The 18,512-nt window shown below is 42.2% G+C and carries 18 protein-coding genes, 1 riboswitch and 1 other annotated feature; of the genes, 11 read left to right on the top strand and 7 right to left on the bottom strand.

Features of this window, described 5'->3' with window-relative positions:
• Positions 1 to 262: 262 nt before the first annotated feature.
• From MHB64_RS21485 to MHB64_RS21470, 4 genes are all read right to left on the bottom strand, one after another.
• Positions 263 to 631 carry a carboxymuconolactone decarboxylase family protein gene (locus MHB64_RS21485; protein WP_094870084.1) on the bottom strand — a complete coding sequence of 123 codons (369 nt, stop codon included), beginning with the start codon at positions 629 to 631 and terminating at the stop codon, positions 263 to 265.
• A 10-nt stretch (positions 632 to 641) separates the two neighbouring features.
• Complete coding sequence (locus MHB64_RS21480; protein WP_341135337.1) at positions 642 to 2,282, bottom strand: thiamine pyrophosphate-binding protein; 1,641 nt, start codon at positions 2,280 to 2,282, stop codon at positions 642 to 644.
• A gap of 157 nt (positions 2,283 to 2,439) precedes the next feature.
• A riboswitch (cyclic di-GMP riboswitch) is annotated at positions 2,440 to 2,535 on the bottom strand.
• Between the two features lie 190 nt (positions 2,536 to 2,725).
• Positions 2,726 to 3,976, bottom strand: coding sequence for a methyl-accepting chemotaxis protein (locus MHB64_RS21475; RefSeq protein ID WP_094870082.1), 1,251 nt, complete (start codon positions 3,974 to 3,976; stop codon positions 2,726 to 2,728).
• Between the two features lie 122 nt (positions 3,977 to 4,098).
• Positions 4,099 to 5,055 (bottom strand): helix-turn-helix transcriptional regulator, encoded by a 957-nt coding sequence (locus MHB64_RS21470; RefSeq protein WP_341135336.1) that lies wholly within the window; start codon positions 5,053 to 5,055, stop codon positions 4,099 to 4,101.
• 173 nt (positions 5,056 to 5,228) lie between these two features.
• Between MHB64_RS21470 and MHB64_RS21465 the strand changes: the two genes are divergently transcribed.
• On the top strand, positions 5,229 to 6,062 hold the full coding sequence (locus MHB64_RS21465; protein ID WP_341135335.1) for an SDR family NAD(P)-dependent oxidoreductase: 834 nt from the start codon (positions 5,229 to 5,231) through the stop codon (positions 6,060 to 6,062).
• 72 nt (positions 6,063 to 6,134) lie between these two features.
• Here MHB64_RS21465 and serA read toward each other — a convergent pair whose 3' ends face one another.
• Both serA and MHB64_RS21455 read right to left on the bottom strand, forming a co-directional pair.
• The gene (gene serA / locus MHB64_RS21460) at positions 6,135 to 7,727 is read right to left on the bottom strand and encodes a phosphoglycerate dehydrogenase (RefSeq protein ID WP_042190237.1); all 1,593 of its coding nucleotides are present in this window, start codon (positions 7,725 to 7,727) and stop codon (positions 6,135 to 6,137) included.
• Positions 7,728 to 7,973: 246 nt separating this feature from the next.
• Positions 7,974 to 8,204, bottom strand: a binding site (T-box leader).
• A gap of 110 nt (positions 8,205 to 8,314) precedes the next feature.
• Entirely contained in the window at positions 8,315 to 9,226 is a 912-nt protein-coding gene (locus MHB64_RS21455) for a hypothetical protein (RefSeq protein WP_094870079.1), read from the bottom strand.
• Positions 9,227 to 9,341: 115 nt separating this feature from the next.
• Here MHB64_RS21455 and MHB64_RS21450 point away from each other — a divergent pair, with 115 nt between their 5' ends.
• From MHB64_RS21450 to MHB64_RS21440, 3 genes are read left to right on the top strand one after another with little or no spacing between them, the layout of a single operon-like run.
• Positions 9,342 to 9,935: a CPBP family intramembrane glutamic endopeptidase gene (locus MHB64_RS21450; RefSeq protein WP_042190233.1), complete on the top strand. Its 594-nt coding sequence runs from the start codon at positions 9,342 to 9,344 to the stop codon at positions 9,933 to 9,935.
• A complete protein-coding gene (locus MHB64_RS21445) occupies positions 9,932 to 10,300 on the top strand; it encodes a hypothetical protein (protein ID WP_094870078.1) in 369 nt (122 codons plus the stop codon). The genes MHB64_RS21450 and MHB64_RS21445 overlap by 4 nt, the downstream gene beginning before the upstream one ends.
• Positions 10,294 to 11,139, top strand: a complete 846-nt coding sequence (locus tag MHB64_RS21440) for a metallophosphoesterase (protein WP_218832592.1) — start codon at positions 10,294 to 10,296, stop codon at positions 11,137 to 11,139. Before MHB64_RS21445 ends, MHB64_RS21440 begins: the two co-directional genes overlap by 7 nt.
• 97 nt (positions 11,140 to 11,236) lie before the next feature.
• On the opposite strand, the gene MHB64_RS21435 is transcribed toward MHB64_RS21440, so the two are convergent.
• On the bottom strand, positions 11,237 to 12,127 hold the full coding sequence (locus MHB64_RS21435; protein ID WP_445671618.1) for a polysaccharide deacetylase family protein: 891 nt from the start codon (positions 12,125 to 12,127) through the stop codon (positions 11,237 to 11,239).
• Between the two features lie 103 nt (positions 12,128 to 12,230).
• On the opposite strand from MHB64_RS21435, the gene MHB64_RS21430 reads away from it, so the two are divergent.
• From MHB64_RS21430 to MHB64_RS21400, 7 genes are all read left to right on the top strand, one after another.
• Positions 12,231 to 12,626, top strand: coding sequence for a hypothetical protein (locus MHB64_RS21430; RefSeq protein ID WP_094870076.1), 396 nt, complete (start codon positions 12,231 to 12,233; stop codon positions 12,624 to 12,626).
• 263 nt (positions 12,627 to 12,889) lie between these two features.
• On the top strand, positions 12,890 to 13,504 hold the full coding sequence (locus MHB64_RS21425; protein ID WP_042190227.1) for a genetic competence negative regulator: 615 nt from the start codon (positions 12,890 to 12,892) through the stop codon (positions 13,502 to 13,504).
• A gap of 148 nt (positions 13,505 to 13,652) precedes the next feature.
• The gene (gene prsW, locus MHB64_RS21420) at positions 13,653 to 14,348 is read left to right on the top strand and encodes a glutamic-type intramembrane protease PrsW (RefSeq protein WP_042129603.1); all 696 of its coding nucleotides are present in this window, start codon (positions 13,653 to 13,655) and stop codon (positions 14,346 to 14,348) included.
• A gap of 360 nt (positions 14,349 to 14,708) precedes the next feature.
• Complete coding sequence (gene ypeB / locus MHB64_RS21415) at positions 14,709 to 16,067, top strand: germination protein YpeB (protein ID WP_341135334.1); 1,359 nt, start codon at positions 14,709 to 14,711, stop codon at positions 16,065 to 16,067.
• Positions 16,068 to 16,197: 130 nt separating this feature from the next.
• Entirely contained in the window at positions 16,198 to 16,851 is a 654-nt protein-coding gene (locus MHB64_RS21410) for a flagellar brake protein (RefSeq protein WP_094870074.1), read from the top strand.
• 207 nt (positions 16,852 to 17,058) lie between these two features.
• Positions 17,059 to 17,769 (top strand): (d)CMP kinase, encoded by a 711-nt coding sequence (cmk, locus tag MHB64_RS21405; protein WP_280786601.1) that lies wholly within the window; start codon positions 17,059 to 17,061, stop codon positions 17,767 to 17,769.
• Positions 17,766 to 18,353 carry a lysophospholipid acyltransferase family protein gene (locus MHB64_RS21400; protein WP_094870073.1) on the top strand — a complete coding sequence of 196 codons (588 nt, stop codon included), beginning with the start codon at positions 17,766 to 17,768 and terminating at the stop codon, positions 18,351 to 18,353. The genes cmk and MHB64_RS21400 overlap by 4 nt, the downstream gene beginning before the upstream one ends.
• Positions 18,354 to 18,512: the final 159 nt, after the last annotated feature.

The raw sequence follows: 18,512 nt of genomic DNA, 5'->3' as shown, positions 1-18,512 counted from the left end.
GCTAACTGAAAAGGGGTTATTCTTTGCTAGCGAGTCCTAAAGACCAGATCAACATAAAAAGCGGCAAGCTAAGGTTAATCCTTGGCCTGCCGCTTTTTATGTTGTAACGCTTGATATTCAATAACAAATGTTACGTTTTTCCATCCAGCGCCCACTGTCCAGGACAGAACTTTATCTCCACGTTCGATCTTTCCTATAGTAATCTATCTTCTTAAATCACAATAATAAAGACGAAATGTGTATATTTATGTCGAATTATTATTTATTGGATCTCTTCTATGGTTTCAAGAAGAATATTAAAGGCTGTGATGATTCTAGGTGCCCCTATAGCGGGTACTAAGTGTAGTAGAATCCCTTTGAGCTGTTCTACAGTAACTCCTACACGAAGAGCCATAACATAATGAACTCCTAATTGATCGAACTGGCCCATTGCAATTAGAGCAGAAATAACAGAGACTTCCTTCCAGTCAGCTTCAATGGTATTGCGTTGAAAAATATCTCCATACGCATTACCCATGATGAATTCTGCCAAGTCAGGGAAATGTTCCTTAATCGGAGCTAGTGCTTTAGCGCCATAGTCTCCTGAGAGATTCGTGAAGTGGTTCAGACCACTGTTAACATTATCTTTCATAGTGAGCCTCCTAATTTAGGTTCAAAGTACGGTGTGCAGTCGGAGGGACTTCATCACGGTCTGTTAATAATTCAATAACTGCAACACGGTTAAGAGCAACGGCGTCCTTAATTGCAGTCGAGAATTGTTCCGCAGTCTCACACTTGTAGCCTGTCGCTCCTAGAGACTCGGCAAATTTCACAACGTCCATTGGGACTTCGTATATCGTTCCATCAATACGGCCAGTAGTTTTTTCCATCCCTTTAAGCGCCATATCGAGTTGCTTATTATTTACTACGATAAAGATGACAGGGATATCTTTGCAGACGGCGGTGTTTATTTCTGTACCTAGCATCATAAAACAGCCATCACCTGTAATACAGAAGACAGTTTCTTCAGGAGCTGCAACCTTTGCACCAATAGCCATACCGATAGAATTACCCATGCAAGCAAAATAAGCATCAAATACAAAACTGCCTGGTTTCTTAACCTTGTACCATTTAGCAGCATTGAATCCATGACTGCCGTCATCAACAAATACTGTATTATTGTCAGGAATCAGATCACTCATCGTGCTCATAATAGACGCAAGGGAAAGATTCTTCAGACTGGGAAGCTCTTCTGAATAATCTACATAAGGGATAGCTTCACGTTTAGTAATATGATTAGGATCAATATGATTTAGGTAGCACACTAGGTTATCACGTAGATCACCAGTGACTGGTATCGTTTTGGAGAACAAGATTTTTCCAACAAAGGTCGGATCAATATCAAATTGAATTAATGTTGTCGGGTGATTCTCCCGTTTTAGGTTACAGACGGTCATATCACTTAATCGTGATCCTAGAACTATAAATAGATCACTTTTATTCAACAGGTCATCCCCGTGGTTGCAACCTCCAACACCAATAGGACCATGATAGAGTGGGTGATCCCAAACCATAGCCCCTTTACCACCAGGTGATGTTACTACTGGTATATTAAAAGTTTCAGCGAGCTGAATAAGCTGGCTATGCGCCCCAGATCGATTGACCCCTTTACCCGCAATAATCAAAGGATTCTTTGAGGCATTGATAGCATCAACTACTCTGTCGATATTCGCTAGACTTACTAGAGATTCGCGTTCGGGAATTACAATATTGCACTCTTCCAATCCTTCTGTCTGTACATCAAACGGCACACAAAGATGAACAGGCCCACGTTGGTTAAGAGCAATTGAAATCGCATGATTAAAAATAGTACTAAAGTGATCACCGCGTTCAATAAGTTTACTGAACAAGGTGGCAGGTCTGAACATCTCCGCTAAATCAGCTAAGTAAGAGGAAGAGTCCTGACATTGGGGGATTCCAAGCTCTTTAATAGATTGGTGGCCCGTAATAAACAGCACTGGCAAGTTGTTGGCTTTCGCATGTGCTGCTGCTGTAAGCAGGTTAGTTCCGCCTGGACCAGAAGTACCAAATGCTACGCCTAGATTACCAGTTTTCAGCGCGTATCCAGCTGCTGCGAATCCGGAGCTGGATTCATGTCTCCCTGGAATAAATTCAATACCATAGTCTACCATCTTAAGAACTACGGGACAAATCGATTTACCAATGATCCCAAAAGAATGGGTCACTCCGAGGTTACGTAGTGCTTCCGCCATATAATCTGCGACTGTCTTCAAAAGATACACCTCACAAGTTGATTAATATTTATTATGTTATTGATCTTTCGAAGTGATCTGATTGATCAATAAACTCAAAAATAGAAAACCTGTGCTCCGAAAAAGGGCACAGGTTGGTGGCGTAAATCGCCGTAAAGACTGAACAATAGTTCAGCCGTCCCGGGTCCTTAGCAACCTGGCAATCATGGCCTCAGAGTAAAAATGAGGCTGTAGATCCATGGTTTTGCGTCATCCTCTTTCGAAGATTTTGCCTATATTAATTTAAAATTTATAAGAAGAATTTTCCTTTACAATATATTCCTTGGGATCATCCTTTGTCAATATATTATCGCAAATTAACTCGAATTTTGACGAAAGTCTTGTCAAACCTATGAAATAATAGAAAATAAACCGTCCCCTAAGACAAACTTAGAGGACGGTTTATGGCTTGGTTTATTCGTTATGCAAGTTGTTTAAAACTTGAAGATATGGATCGTTTTCTGTAGATTAAATACGGCTTGAGTCATTTTCTCAGTTTCTTCTGCGACGGACTGCAGGGCATTAATTTGTTCATTCATTGCAGCCGACACTTCTTCGGTGCCAGCAGCAGTTTCCTGAGTGATTGCAGATATATTTTCTATTGCACCTGAGATTTTCAAGGCACTTTCCAGCATAAGATCACTTTCAGAAGAGAAGGAAGAGATCTGCTCGGTAATATACTGCACACTTTGTACAATTTGAGCAAAGATATGAGCAGATTGAGTGATCATCTCATTCTGTACCTGTACGACTTCTTCGTTGATAGCGATATTGTCAATCGCTTGTTTAATATCAGTTTCAATGCTCCGAACTAAACCAAAGACTTCCTTTGTTGAAGCCGTTGATTCTTCGGCAAGCTTACGGACCTCCTGTGCGACTACTGCAAATCCTCGACCATGTTCTCCGGCACGTGCTGCTTCGATAGAGGCATTCAGCGATAACAGGTTAGTCTGTTCAGCGATCTCAGTGATGGTCTTTGTGATCATCGTTATTCCGCGAGCATTATGAGACAAGGCCTCGATAGTATCCGCTACTTTTTGAGTAGCCTGGATGTTTTTGCGCATGCCTTCAGCTTGAGTATCTACGGATTGGCGCCCTTGTTCAACCAGTTCTAATGTATGTATTGAACGTCTGTTCATTTCTTTCGTTGAGTTCGTATAATTGGAGACTTTATTCTCAATATCTTTAATAGATTCTGTCATTTCAGCGATATCCGTAGATATTTCATTTGCCCCAAGAGCTAGCTCATTTGACGAAGAGGCTACCTGTGCCATGACAATTTTTAAGTTCTGATTCTTATCTTCGATTCCACGGCTTGCATCCATAACCTGGCGCGTGATCTGCGATGCTTCTGTTAAAATCTTCTTGAGCTTGTCAATCATAGTATTAAAGGAACGACTTACGTCCCCCATAGACCCGTTCTCGTCAGCTCTACTAGTAAAATCCCCTTTAGAAATACTATGAGATACATTCGCGATGTCATCAAAAGAAGATGTAAGCGTTCTCTCGATAAAGCGGGCCACGGGTAAAGTTAAAGCAGCAAGAACAACGATTAGAACAATACCCAAAATAATGTTGCCTAAGATCATAAAAGTAACTAAAACAGGAATGGCAAATAGTGCGGCAATGAGATAACATCCGGCAACAATTCTTTGTTTTAACGGAAGTTTATGCATCCAGTTCATTGGTATAATGTCCTCCTTATTAATATTATGTATTGGTGTTATTATATGGGATTTAAAGGTGATTGGTCTATAGTAAGAACTGACATAAATCTTCTTTTAGGAGTAGTTCTTTAGATTTCGTGTCAAAAATCCTCATAAATAGCGGAAATTTTTGTGATAGAAGACTTTACCATCTCTAAAAGTTCTTGTGGTGAAAGTACAATAACTGAGGGACTAAAAGAAAGGATTATCCGGCAGGCAGACTCGATCGTATTAAATTCGGCATCTATGTTCACCCACTCTGCATTGCTGGTTGGCTCTATCAATTGGACAGAGACGAATCTTTCTCGCTGTAATTCTTTTAAGACAGATGTTCTAACCCTTAGCTTTACTTGATACTTTGGCAGTGCTGCTTTAAAGGCCATGGTGGACTCTTCCCAGTACTGTTTTAAATCAAAGTCATCAGGTCTTTTAAACCCCTCATGAGTCTCCTCAACGTTAACTAATCTGGACACACGAAAGGTTCTTAGTTCATCCTCGCTTTTGGCTACGACATACCATACACCGCGTTTTGCAACCAACCCAAGAGGATCAATGAAACGGACTGTAGTCTCATTACTCCGGAGATAAGTGATTTTAACTTTACGGTCCTCCCAAAGTGCTCCCTGCAGTACAGAAAGGAACGGATAAGTCTCATCTGAAGGATGCCAACTAGCACCATCAATATGAATACGCTCGCTTAGGTGATGTGCTGGGTTACTAGTTCGGTGTGAGGATGCAGCTTCTAGTTTGAGAACAGCGGAAGAGAAATCGTCTTGTATCCCCAGATCCTTCAATATAGATGCGTCAGTGGACAGAAGCAGTGAACCAATCTCTTGTGGCTTCATTCCCGTTAGGGAGGTTCGGTACCCTTCAGTTAGCATCCAGCCTCCTTCACGGCCACGTTCAGCTAAAATGGGTATCCCTGAAGCACTTAATGCTTCCATATCACGAAACACAGTTCGTTCTGATATCTCGAGTATTTGGGCCAGTTCTCTAGAAGTCATTTTTCCGCGATTTTGTAACAGAAGCAATATAGATAACAAACGGTCGGCTCTCATTAGGCTATTGTGCCTCCTCGAATTAATTATTGGACGATCACCATTAATCTTTTCTAAATCATGATTATATTATATATGTCAGTTGATGTCATATATACGGGCTATACTTATAAAACGTAAGGAATGATCACAGAATATTGAAATCCGAATTTATGTGGAAAGGGTTGAGGGCTATGACATTGAAAGGGAAAGTCGCTTTGGTTACCGGGAGCAGCAGAGGTGCAGGGAGGGGAATCGCTTTAGAATTAGCAAGAAGAGGCGCTTTTGTCTATATTACAGGGAGGACCACAGATATATCCGCCACAGAACATACTAAGGGGAGTATAGATAGTGTACTTAGAGAAATAAAAGAGAGTGGGGGTTCTGGTGCGGTAATACGATGTGACCATACGAAGGATCAGGAAACAGAAGCAGTGATCCGTCAAATCGCTGAAGAGAAGGGGCGACTCGATATCTTAGTTAACAATGTATGGGGAGGCAATGATTTAACTATTGAGCAGAAGCCTTTTTGGGAGTTACCTACAGCTCATTGGGACAATATGTTTAATGCCGGTGTGAGAGCACAAATGATCACAAATTATTACGCAATCCCCTTCATGCGCAAGGCAAAAACTGGTGGTCTAATTATCCATACAACCTTCTGGGATCATTATAAATATTTAGGCAACTTTTATTATGATCTTTCTAAAAATGCACTTTTACGTATGGCTTTCGGATTGTCGAAGGAGTTAAAGGATGACGGCATTGCGGTTATTCCACTTTCACCTGGATGGATGAGAACAGAAGCGGTTCTAGAAGCCATGAATACAGATGAGGAACATTGGCAAGAAGTTGAGGAACTGAAAATGAGCGAATCGACGAGATATATTGGTCGAGCAGTGACTGCACTAGCCGCTGATCCAGAGGTTATCTCTATGACCGGTGAGCCGCAGGTGGTTGGAAAGCTTGCTGAAAAGTATGGCTTTACTGATATTGATGGAAGGATAATCCCTTCGTTCATAATATAGGAAGAAAAAGATTCGTTAAATTAAAGAAAGGCCATTCCAGTACGTTCTGGAATGGCCTTTCTATATTATAGATTAAAGAAGGATGATTTCTTCAGCAGTATTAATTTCTGGTAATCCAGCGAGTTTCACAAGGACATGCTTAGGAACAGCTTTGTCAACGGTCAGCAGCATGATTGCAGCACCTCCAACAATTTTACGTCCTACTTGCATGGATGCGATATTTACATCATTCTCGCCAAGCAATGTACCCACGAGTCCGATAATCCCTACTTTGTCGTTATGGGATACAAAGATTTGATGACCTTCAGGAGCAATATCAACTGGGAACTTATTCACTTGAACAATTCGTTCTCCATAGCCTTGCAGCAGGGTACCGGCAACAAGATACTCTTGGTCACGATCAGCTTTTAGAGTAACAGTAATCAGATTGGTAAAGCCTTTTGTTTTAGAAGCTTTAGTTATTACTACGTTCACATCTCGTGTTTTCGCCAAATGCATGGAATTCACAATATTAACGTCCTCTGCAAAGTGGCGGGAGAGCACGCCTTTTACAATGTAGCGGGTTAGTGGTTGGGTATCAACATCCGAAAGATCACCGGCGTATTCCACATGGATCTCACGGATAGCAGCAGCTGCAATTTGGGTAACAAAGCTACCCAGTTTTTCCCCAAGCGTGAAGTAAGGTTGAAGCTTATTCATTACACTTGGAGCCACTGGAGGAATGTTTACCGCGTTAATGAACGGTTCATTACGCAGAATATGCAATACTTGTTCTGAAACATCGATCGCCACATTTTCTTGAGCCTCAATCGTAGAAGCGCCAAGGTGAGGCGTCACGATGATTTTTGGATGAGATAAGAAGGGGTGATCCGCTTGTGGCGGCTCTTTTTCGAATACATCAAACGCGGCGCCAGCAACGATACCGCTATCTATAGCTTCTACTAACGCCATTTCATCAATTACACCACCACGGGCACAGTTGATGATGCGCATGCCCTTTTTCATCACCTCGAATTGTGGGCGAGAAATCATATGGCGTGTTTCCGGAGTAAGTGGAGTGTGCACAGTAATGAAGTCTGCTCCGCGAACAACATCGTCTACGGAAGCCAATTTCACTTCCATCTTTTCAGCACGTTCAGCTGTTAGGAAAGGATCAAAAGCAAGAATTTCCATACCGAATGCTTTAGCACGTTTAGCCACTTCACTACCAATTCTGCCCATTCCGAGTACACCTAAAGTTTTGCCGCGAAGCTCTACACCAACGAATGTTTTTCTATCCCAGGTTCCGCCAATTGTTTTTGCATAAGCTTGTGGAATATGACGGGCTAGAGCCATCATCATTGCGAAGGCATGCTCACAAGTCGTAATTGTATTTCCATCAGGAGCATTGATTACAACAATACCACGTTTTGTTGCAGCATCCAGTTTGATATTATCTACACCAACACCTGCACGACCAATTACTTTTAGGTTTTTTCCTGCTTCGATGATTTTGTCTGTTACAGTAGTTTGACTGCGGACAAGGAGGCCATCGTATTCACCGATAATTGCAATGAGTTCGTCTTCGCTGAGTCCTGTTTTTTTGTCAACAACTACATCTTCTGCGTCCATCAATTGCTGAATGCCCAAATCACTGATTGGATCCGATACTAATACTTTAAACATGGTTTCTTATCCCCCTTAAAGTTGAAAAGCTTTATATGTCGAGGACGCCTTTTTGGGCAATCCACAATACCTGAAGATTCACGAACTAGTAGAGAAAAAACATGTGATAATAGTAGATCAACGCGGTGTCGCATAAAAGAAGTTGTGTGCAGAAGTGCCGCGGAATCGGTAACTTTGGGCAAAAGGATAGTATAGATTAGGTATTTAGAAATTAAAAAAACTCCCGACCCCCATACTACTGCCGTAGTAAGGGACGAGAGTTATCTTCGTGGTACCACCCTAATTCACTGCAACTTGGAAGAAGCAGCCTCATTGGCCTGCAAAGGCCACACTGGTAACGGAGTTGATCCGATTGCACCTACTTTAAGGTTCGATACAATATCTCAGGAGCGCTAAAGACATCTGTGTGTCACCGGTTTGCACCAACCACCGGCTCTCTGAAGACTTCCAGAATCTTTGTTCCATCATCGTTTTTGATTGATTAATTTTTTCATAATGTAACACGGTAATGTAGATGTGTCAATAGGCTTTGAAAGTAAGCTTTCTTGAAGTGAACTTCATTTTTCGTTATGATTCAATGACTGGTTCTATTCATAAAAAAACGGGAGCTGTGGAATCGTCTCCTTGCTGTAGTACTGCTCTCGCCACTTCATAAAATCCTCTACCTGTATAGCACCTGTGGAAATAAGCAGGGTTACTGAGGACTGAACATCTGTAAGATTCAATGAACTGGCTGTACCAGAATGAATCAAATCGTCTATTTTTGCGGTAATGTCCTGAGGATCATAGGCTGCAAAAATTCCGCGATTTAACATCATATCTGCAATGGATGCGTTCTTTTGAAGAAGAGGCATTTTTTTCCACTGTATAAAGGACATGGTCTTAAGCTCACCAGCATCAGAAGGAATTTTCTGGTTTGTCTTAGAGCCCCACTTTAGCATAGAATCATAAAAGTTCTTTTGAGCGAGCAATCCGAATTTAACCGCACCGGCAGTATAAGGATCATTTTTCAGCAATTTTGCCGTCTCTGCACCAGATGCACTTGCACTTACTTCACCAGAAGCTTTTGAGAATAAGGTTAAGCTTTTGAGTATGTTTAGCTGTGATTGATGTAATAAGGGAGAGTCAGAAAAGATAGAGTCCTGGTTAACTCTTTCATATTGTTTATCTGCTAAAAGGCTAAGATTCTTCATAGCTGCTGCATTTACACGGGCATCTGTACTGCGTGCCAGCTTGTCCACTTGAGTGTTCCAATTCTGCTTGAATTCCCGATAAGGCAAAAATACGTTATGATAGAAAGTAACAAGATCCTTCTGTTGGTAAGAGCCCGTGAATTCTTCTAATCCATATCCATTACTGCTCTTTTGTTGCTCATATTTAGCTTCCGTTTTGTCTGCGCCAACCTTGACGCCTGTGAAAAATGCGGCGAAGGCGCAAATAAGGAAAAACAAAAAAAATAGAGTGTACAACATTTGTGTACGGGAGTTACGTTGGCTCATAATAAGTGCTCCTTTTTCTGGGGGAATTATCCTATGTATTATGTATTGATAGCAACATTATGGACGGTTTCTCTTTCGGAGCTGCCCCAAAAAATTAAAGAACAGGCAGGTCACGATGAAAAAATTCAAATTTGGCGAGATTAAGATAAAAAAAGTAGAGCCAGGTCAGTTAACAGACCGTCTTCTGCTCCTCAATCTCTACATTACTCAGGGGCTTACATTAATTATCGGTTTGATATGGATATTATTTCAGAAAAGAAATCCTTTTCAGCTATTAATTTTTCCAGAAAACGTACATTTTGTGGCATGGGGTCTTGGACTTGCCGCTGTAATGCTGGTAGTTGATTATTTATTGACTCATATTGTACCTGAAGAAAGTATGGATGACGGGGGAATAAACGACCTATTATTTCGAAATAGGCCCGTATGGCACATTGTTGTAATTGCAGCTATGGTATCAATCTGTGAAGAGCTTCTGTTCAGAGGAGCCATACAGTATTCCATTGGTCCTTATTGGACGAGTATTTTGTTTGCTCTTATTCATGTTCGCTATTTGCGCCACTTTGTACCTACCGGATGGGTTTTCTTAAGCAGCTATGGTCTTGGGTATATATACATTCAATCAGGAAGCCTATGGGCACCTATACTATGTCATTTCTTCATCGACCTTTTCTCTGGTCTGGTGATCCGCTACAGGAGGGAATCATGAGTGAGGAATTGAGCCGGTTGAAGTCTCGTCAGAAAAAGCGCAGTGGCGAAGGCAAAACTTCTGGCAAAAGTAAAAAAACGAATCCGCGATCGGAGGGGGCTCCTAGAAAGAGCAATCCATCCCAGACAACAACGGCAACTTTATCAAGGAAAGCGCGCCGTCCGGCAGCTTCTGCAAAAGGATCTAACGCTGGAAACAATGAGCAGGAAGAATCTGTTCCATCACGTTCGAATACGTATTCATCAGAACGTGTTCGGCTTAGTAAAATGTTTGTTAACTCTCTGATTTTCATTTTTGTAATATTGCTGGTAGCGCTCCTATGGTGGGGAATCGAAGGGGCGCCGCCTTTGAGTACTTTATGGTGATTTTTTGGATTTGTGGATTAGTTGTGGTTGTGCTTTTGATTACGCTAATCATTGCAGTGATTATGTTGAGTAACGCCTTTCGAAATAGAATTATTACCGAGGAAATATTTTTGAAGTCACTCCCAGATGAGTTTGATGGATTTCGTCTCTTATTTATAACCGACATCCATCGCCGCCGCCTTCCAACAGCACTGCTGACTCCGTTAAAGGGAAAGGTGGGTGCTGTATTATTAGGCGGTGATCTGACGGAAAAAAACAGTCCTCTGGATCGACTGACTGATAATATGACTTTAGTTACTTCTATTGCTCCAACCTATGTAGTACATGGCAATCATGATTATCGAGCTGATATTTCACTAGTTGATCAGATTATTCGGAGCAGTGGTGCAAAGCTGTTAATGGATGAGAATGTGCGTATTGAACGTGAGGGGGCTTCTCTTTGGTTAACGGGAGTGGATTTTCCGAAAAAGGGTGGCAACACTTCTTATCGTCCATTACCAGGATTAACGTCACGTGCTTCTTCAATAAATAACACTTGTCGTATCATTCTTGTTCACGATCCGCTCTGGTTGTCCAAACGCCAAAGTGTGCCAGCAGATCTGATATTAGCAGGTCACACGCATGGAGGGCAGGTCATTCTTCCTTTTTTGGGACAAAGGCATGTGGAAAATTTTTATCATAAATATGATGCAGGAATGTTTCATTGGCCAAGAAGAGATGGGACAGGAAGGGATGCGAAGCTGCTGATTAGCAGAGGGTTTGGAACCTCTCACTTGCCAATCCGCTGGGGAAGTCCTGCTGAGATGCACATTCTAACGCTCCGTAAAGAGAAACATTAGAAAGCTGTCCTTCTACATTTGAATGGGTGGACAAAAAAAACAGGTAATCTCCTTTGCATCAAGGGGATTACCTGTTTTTATTTATCCTAAATAGGAATTAGCGCATCTTAAGCTCGATGCTGCGAGGGTCTACGAAGCTATAGCCCTTGCCTTCAAGAGTAGTAAGCAGTTTATCCAACGCTTCAACTGTCCAAGGTAGTTCATGCATCAGAATATTACTGCCAGAATGCAATTGATCCGTCACATTTTTGATTAACTTATCTGTTTTTCCGGTTTCTTTCTCTTTCATTTCCCAGTCCAGTGATCCATTGGACCAGGTCATATACAACATCCCATTCTCAGCGGAAATCTTCTTGCCTACATCTCCGCCAGCACCATGTGGGGGACGGAAAAACTGAGGGACTTCACCGATAATCTCCTTGACCGCATTTTGAACGTCTTCGATTTGCTTTTTGACCTCAGTGTAAGACTTGTCCTTCAACACAATATGATCCCAGCTATGGTTACCGATAATTCCTCCGCGGTTATGAATTAACTCTAGAAGCTCGGGATGGGCTTTAACGCGGTATCCATTTACGAAGAAGATCGCTTTGGCCTGATGTTTGTCCAGAACATCCATTAACGGATTGATCATATCCGCATCTTTGGGACCGTCATCAAAAGTGAGCAACACGACTTTTTTATTTGTAGTTTCCTCATTTGGGACAATGTCGTAATTTTTGTTCATATGGTACAGCAGTGGGATTTTAGCGGAGGCTTCATCCTTACTGGCTGTATTATCACTACCTGTAGTTCCTCCATCTGCTGATGCTTCAGGGGTAGGGCTGGCTGTAACCTCAGGCGAAGGCGCTGTAGTTGCTGCGCTCTGTGTAGCTGCCGCCGTAGGCGTATTCTTTGTGGTGTTTGTATCCTCGGCTGTCTTTCCATTTGCACCGCTGTTGCTACAGGCTGTCAGCAGTAAGGTAGCCAGTAGGAGCACTGATGTCATTTTACCCACTTTTTTCAACTCACTTTCTTCTTATTAGGTTGCATGAGCGGCAATCTTTCCGCGAACACTAAACATGATTTTACCATACAAGGAGGCTGGAAATATGAATACTTCGTCATTTTTATGTGGGGTGCTGATGGGCGTTGCAGCCAGTATGATTATGTCCAAAAAGCGGAATTCTCTAATGTCATCGCTGGGGCAATCGGGCGGTTCCATGAGTGGAGCTGCAGATAAAGCAAAAGAAAAAATAATTGGTATGGCTACGACAGGGTTTGGAAACACTGCTGCTTCAAGCAGCAATGCAAGCAGTAATACAAGCAGCAATGCTCAAAGTAATGGTTCGAACAGCGGAACCTCTGAGCATAAATCGGAATCACCGGTTAAATCAAAAGAATCCAATCTCAAATTACTGAAGGATTTCATTCGTAACAATCCTGAAGTGAAGAGCGAAGTGGAGCAAATTCTTAAAGAAACGCATACTGCCATACCGGGATTGTAACCGTAAAGGACTCCTTCAGAATCATTTTGAGGATGAAATATTCCGCAGAATGATTCTTTTTTATATTCAAGGGCTTGAAAATGGTTTATGAATTAGAATAAGCTCTTCAGTAGTAGCAATGCTTTAAGAGGATTTTATATATTTATTTTCGTGCATTTATCTCTGCAAAATGATAACATACATACATAGTAACCATTTTTGGCTCATTACTCGGGACTCATCATACATTATAATAAATGAGCTTGCAAAAGGAGGATCCTGTCATGAGAATAGAGCGATTAAGTCAAGATAAGATACGGATTTTCCTCACTTTTGACGACCTGAGCGAGCGGGGCATCCAGAAGGAAGACATGTGGCAGGAAGTTCCCAAGGTTCATGACCTGTTTACGGAGATGATGGACCAAGCATATAGTGAACTAGGTTTTGATGCTACCGGTCCGCTTGCCGTAGAAGTTTTCGCATTGCCCGCCCAAGGCATGGTCGTTATAGTGACCCGAGGAAAATATGATCACCATCAGTACGGTGCGTCCGGGGAAGAAGAATTGCCAGAAGAGATTTACGAAATGGAAGTTACTCTTGAACAAAGCGACTCCATTGTATATGCATTCCGCGATTTCGAGGTTCTTGTTGAAGCGGCTCATGTGCTCATTGGTAATATTACTTCCCAGGGGAAACTGTATTCTTATAACAATAAATGGTATCTGTATTTCGATCCTAAGGAATTTGAAGAAACAGCGTTGTCAGGTCTTGTTGGCGTACTAGCTGAGTTTGGAGATTCCTCGCCGGTTACTGAAGCTGTTCTCGATGAATACGGGAAGACAGTAATGCCGGAGAATGCAGTCCAGTTATTGTGCACTCATTTTAAGCGTCAGGATTAAATAACATGATAGGGCTGATATGCATTATTTTAGCTGTTTAGCCCTATTCTTGTTCTTGATGGTATGGCGGTCATTCTTGAATTAAAGCTGTAATCTGCCTTGCTGTAATCAGCAGAATAAGGCGCTAGGGATATAGGGAGGTTATTCGGTGCTCGTGTTATCGGTTATTTCGTCGGCAGTAGCGCCGGGACTTGCTCTGCTGACCTTTTTTTATTTGAAAGATAAGTATGATCAAGAACCGCTTCATATCGTTATTAAGGTGTTCCTGCTAGGCCTTCTGATTGTATTCCCTGTTATGATCATTCAGAGAGGACTAATGCTGGGACTGAATGGCGGTCCTTATGTGGAGTCGTTTCTCATATCTGCTGGCGTGGAAGAATGTTTAAAATGGTTTGTGCTTTACCATATGATTTACAATCACACCGAATTTGACGAGCCATATGATGGGATACTATACGCCGTAGCGATTTCGCTCGGCTTCGCAACAATAGAAAATATAATGTACGCTTGGTATAGCAATGCATCAATCGGTTCCATGTTCCTGAGAGCCTTGCTTCCGGTTTCTGGACACGCTATGTTTGGTGTAATCATGGGCTATCATTTAGGGAGAGCCAAGTTCTCAAAAGGAGCTAAAACAAAAGGGATTCTGTTAATCTCTATCTTGCTGCCATGGTTGTGGCATGGGATTTATGACTTTATTTTGAGTACGACAGCTAACTACTGGATATGGTTTATTGTTCCTCTGATGGCTATTCTATGGTACGGAGGGATGGGGAAAGTGGATAGGGCGAATAGCCGCTCCCCTTTCCGCTTTCTGAAACGAGAAGAAGAGGTTAACCTATAATCGAGATGGACACACTTATATTCAAAGGATTGTTCCTTAGCGGGAGATTCCAGAGAGGAGAGAGGTGTCTTTTTTTGCGTATAAAAGTCCGTATACTTTGCAAACAATGCGGTGAGACCTACATATTAAGAGGGATAAAAGAGCAGGGTGTGATTCAAACCGGCTTTAAGCAATGCCTTTGTAGTAATAGCAGTGGCTTTGAAATTGAAGAGAGAGCATAAGCGCTATGCTATGCAAATTTGGAGTGAAATCCCTCTATCCAAACACTTTGGTCATATTCTGTTACAGAAGGGTGCATAAGACTCCTAGTTTATTGTCAAACTAACGCCAATAAGCTATCGAAAGGAGTCTTGTAGCCCTATGTACAAAAGATTAAGTGCTGTAATGTTCCCGCTGACTGCGCTGCTGTTAATTGGAGCGCTCGTGTGGGGTTATCAGGAGAATCAGGAGAAGAATGCGATCTTAATTAAGGCGGAGAACCAATATCAGCGTGCCTTTCATGATTTGTCTTACCACGTGGAGCGTCTTCATGGAGAGCTGGGAAACACACTAGCTGTTAACTCCGCTTCTAACGGGATGCACCGCAAAGGACTTGTTAATGTGTGGCGGATGACCAGTGAGGCACAAAATGAAATTAATCAGTTGCCACTCACATTACTGCCTTTTAGCAAAACGGAGGAGTTTCTGTCCAAAATCTCAAACTTTTCTTATAAAGCTGGGATTCGTGATTTCACTAAGAAGCCTTTGACAGATGGTGAATTGAGCAATTTAAAAGCATTGTATAAGAGCTCTGGAGAAATCTCAAAAGATTTGCAAGATGTTCAGAATAAAGTGATTGGTAGCCGCTTGCGCTGGATGGATGTTGAAACCGCATTGGCTACAGAGAATAAGGCAGAAGATAATTCGATTATTGACGGCTTCAAGTCGGTGGACAAACGTGTCGAAGGTTACCCTGACCTGGATTGGGGTCCTTCAGTTGCTAGCATTTACGATAAACGCTCTGTAAAAATGCTCGGAGGTACCCCTGTTTCAGTTGAAGATATTAAACGTAAAGCCATTAAGTTTGCTAACGCAGGCTCGAATGCTAAGGTAGACGTTAAAGAAAACGGCAAAAATACGAAGTGGCCTTCTTATACGGCTACAGTCAGTGGTTCGGATAATAAGCAGATGACCAGTATGGATTTCACTAAAAATGGTGGTTTACTGATCTCTTATTACGATAACCGAGAGATAGGACCTGCTAAGGTAACCCTAGAAGAAGCAGTTACCAAGGCGGAGCAGTTTCTTAAGAAAAAAGGATATCCTCATATGACTGCGGTTAATGCTGACCGTTATGATAATATCGGGAATTTAATCTTTGTAACGAGCCAAAATGATGTCTTGATTTATCCTGAGAAAATGACGATCCGTATTGGACTTGATACTGGGACAGCGGTTGGATTTGAGGCTAGCGAATATGTCAATGAGCATAAGGACAATCGCAAGATTCCAAAGCCAAAGCTGACCCTTGCAGAAGCGAAAAAATTTCTGAATTCGGATTTCAATGAGAATTACCATCGCATGGCTTGGATTAAAAATGATGACTCCGTAGAAGTCTTGACTTACGAATTTGGCGGAGAGGTAAATGGTACTCAGTATCGTATTTATCTTAATGCGGACGATGGCATCGAAGAGTCCGTGGAAGAAATCAGGCCTTCTTCAGGCCTAGAACAAAAATGAGCAAACAGGGCGCATCCATTATTTGGATGCGCCCTGTTTGCTTTTTAAAATTCAAAATAATATTTATCTCATTGGGTGATATTCCCATGCTATAATCATTGTTAACTATACTGATTTGGCGGTGACATCTTTGTATCCTAAAATTAATGAATATCTATACATACAGGTTGCTTCCAGTGACGCTGCTGAAGCAGAAGTTGAATATAGATCGAGAATTGCAGAGACGGAGGACGACGCATTCCTCATTGAAATTCCTATGTTGGAGAGTAACGGTCGTCTGAAACGACTTTTTATGGGGGACGAGCTTTCGGTTTATTTTATTACTGAGGGTGGCATTAAAAATTACTTTAATACACATGTTCTGGGGTTTAAAGAAGATGTAATTCGTATGGTCCGGATACAAAAACCAGAGGCGGATTCTATTTTCAAAATTCAGAGACGAAGCTTTTTTCGGGTAAATGCAGATCTTGAATTAGCTGTGAAGGATAACTTTGGAAAAAGATTCCTTGTACGTACAGATGATATCGGTGGCGGAGGAACGTCTTTCTTGGTGGATCACCAAGTGAAGCTCGAGGTGGGAGCGAAATTATCCTGCTGGGTTCTAGTACCTTATCGAAATGGTAGTATTGAGCATGTGGACTTTGAAGGTGAAATAGTTCGGATTAAAAAGCTTGAAAACGGGCGCCAATTGGCCATGCTGAAATTTGTGGCTATTACGGATAATGAGCGTCAGAAAATAATACGTTACTGCTTTGAACGGCAGTTTGATTTCCGCAACCGATAGGCATTTTTCTTAGCTCTATTAAGCGTTCTGATTTTGCACTGAAGTATAAACTGTGGTATAATTTTATAAGTCGCAGGCAATGCCTGCTTTTTTCTTGATAATATCATCAAGCATATCCATTTGTATGTGCTCCTTGATATTGCAGGAACGAACTTGACATCGCTAGATGCTTTTCTTATGAAAGAGTGTTTGAGGAGGAATGCCCCGTTGGATAGGCAGGGTACACATACTTACGACAGAATTAACGTCGCCATCGACGGACCTGCCGGGGCAGGCAAGAGTACTGTAGCCCGATTGGTAGCCCAGAAGTTGTCTTATATTTATGTCGATACAGGCGCAATGTACCGGGCAATCACCTGGTATATGATCCGAGAAGGCATAGAACCGGAAGATCAGAATCAAGTGAACCAGAAAGTTCACGATATGGTTATTGAGCTTATTCCGGAAAAAGACATCCAGAAGGTGCTGATTAATGGGGAAGACGTAACGCCGCATATTCGGAGTCTTCAGGTTAGCGGCCTTGTGTCGCAGTATTCGAAGATCGAAGGTGTAAGGTCCAGACTGAGTCATTTGCAGCGTCAGATGGCGCTTCGCAAAGGCGTTGTAATGGATGGCCGCGATATCGGTACGACCGTGCTGCCCGATGCCGAAGTAAAGATTTTTATGACGGCAAGTGTGGAAGAAAGAGCTCTCCGTCGTTATAAGGAATTGAGAGGCGCGGAATCGGTGACGCTTCAGCAGCTTGAACATGATATTGCACAGCGGGATCGTCTGGATGAAGGACGGGAAATTTCACCGCTGCGCCGTGCGGAAGATGCAATTCTTCTGGACACGACCTTTATGGATATCGATCAAGTTGTGGAGGCCATTGTATCCCATTGTAGATCTCATGTTGACGGGGAGAGAAATCATTTATGATTTATGTATTTTGCCGAGGATTGCTTCGCTTGATTTACGCAATTGTTTTCCCGCTTAAGATTGTGGGGGAAGAGAATGTGCCAAAGGAGGGCGGGGTGCTGCTCTGTGCCAACCATATTAGTTTGCTGGATCCGATGACTATCGGGATTAAGTTAGACCGTCAGGTAAAGTATATGGCTAAGGCAGAACTTTTTAAGGTTCCTGTGCTTGGCTGGCTCATTAACAAATTGGGTGCTTTTCCGGTTAAACGTGGTGGCGTAAGCAAAGAATCCATTAAAACGGCCCTTAACACACTTCGTGGTGGTAATGTCATGGGTATCTTCCCGGAGGGTACGCGTAACTCTGATGCCGGAGTTGCCAAGAAAGGTGCTGCAAGCTTTGCACTTCGAAGCGGTGCTGCAGTTGTTCCAGCCGCAATTGTCGGTGAGTACAAACCCTTTCGACGGATGGTTGTAGTCTATGGGGCTCCTATAGATCTCAGTCAATTTGCCGGTGCAGGAAGTGAATCTCTCGAGGCTGTTACCGATGTCATTATGGAACGCATCAATGAGATGAAGAAGTCGGGTATACCAACCGTTGGTTAAGGGATAAACGGAATCACAAATTTCGTCCTGTGCTATGATTAAATAACGGCATAGTCGCTATTTTTTGGAACATACTATCTTCAAGTGTAATTTGTAATACCAAGCAATGCTTGTTTTGAACTCTGCTATACGCAGGTTTAAATAAATGGGGTTTTGAAT

It is taken from the genome of Paenibacillus sp. FSL K6-2859, from assembly GCF_038008265.1.
Taxonomy (GTDB): Bacteria; Bacillota; Bacilli; order Paenibacillales; family Paenibacillaceae; genus Paenibacillus_AQ; species Paenibacillus_AQ nitricinens.
Note: the sequence above shows the minus strand (reverse complement) of the source record. Positions and strands in the feature narration are given on the sequence as shown.

Excerpts from the sequence above, each read along its gene's own strand:
- MHB64_RS21455 (WP_094870079.1), bottom strand. The coding sequence starts at position 9,226 with ATGAGCCAACGTAACTCCCGTACACAAATGTTGTACACTCTATTTTTT.
- ypeB (WP_341135334.1), top strand. The coding sequence starts at position 14,709 with ATGTACAAAAGATTAAGTGCTGTAATGTTCCCGCTGACTGCGCTGCTG.
- MHB64_RS21485 (WP_094870084.1), bottom strand. The coding sequence starts at position 631 with ATGAAAGATAATGTTAACAGTGGTCTGAACCACTTCACGAATCTCTCA.
- MHB64_RS21445 (WP_094870078.1), top strand. The coding sequence starts at position 9,932 with ATGAGTGAGGAATTGAGCCGGTTGAAGTCTCGTCAGAAAAAGCGCAGT.
- MHB64_RS21440 (WP_218832592.1), top strand. The coding sequence starts at position 10,294 with ATGGTGATTTTTTGGATTTGTGGATTAGTTGTGGTTGTGCTTTTGATT.
- MHB64_RS21470 (WP_341135336.1), bottom strand. The coding sequence starts at position 5,055 with ATGAGAGCCGACCGTTTGTTATCTATATTGCTTCTGTTACAAAATCGC.
- MHB64_RS21450 (WP_042190233.1), top strand. The coding sequence starts at position 9,342 with ATGAAAAAATTCAAATTTGGCGAGATTAAGATAAAAAAAGTAGAGCCA.
- serA (WP_042190237.1), bottom strand. The coding sequence starts at position 7,727 with ATGTTTAAAGTATTAGTATCGGATCCAATCAGTGATTTGGGCATTCAG.
- MHB64_RS21475 (WP_094870082.1), bottom strand. The coding sequence starts at position 3,976 with ATGAACTGGATGCATAAACTTCCGTTAAAACAAAGAATTGTTGCCGGA.
- MHB64_RS21435 (WP_445671618.1), bottom strand. The coding sequence starts at position 12,127 with ATGACATCAGTGCTCCTACTGGCTACCTTACTGCTGACAGCCTGTAGC.
- MHB64_RS21465 (WP_341135335.1), top strand. The coding sequence starts at position 5,229 with ATGACATTGAAAGGGAAAGTCGCTTTGGTTACCGGGAGCAGCAGAGGT.
- MHB64_RS21400 (WP_094870073.1), top strand. The coding sequence starts at position 17,766 with ATGATTTATGTATTTTGCCGAGGATTGCTTCGCTTGATTTACGCAATT.
- MHB64_RS21430 (WP_094870076.1), top strand. The coding sequence starts at position 12,231 with ATGAATACTTCGTCATTTTTATGTGGGGTGCTGATGGGCGTTGCAGCC.
- MHB64_RS21425 (WP_042190227.1), top strand. The coding sequence starts at position 12,890 with ATGAGAATAGAGCGATTAAGTCAAGATAAGATACGGATTTTCCTCACT.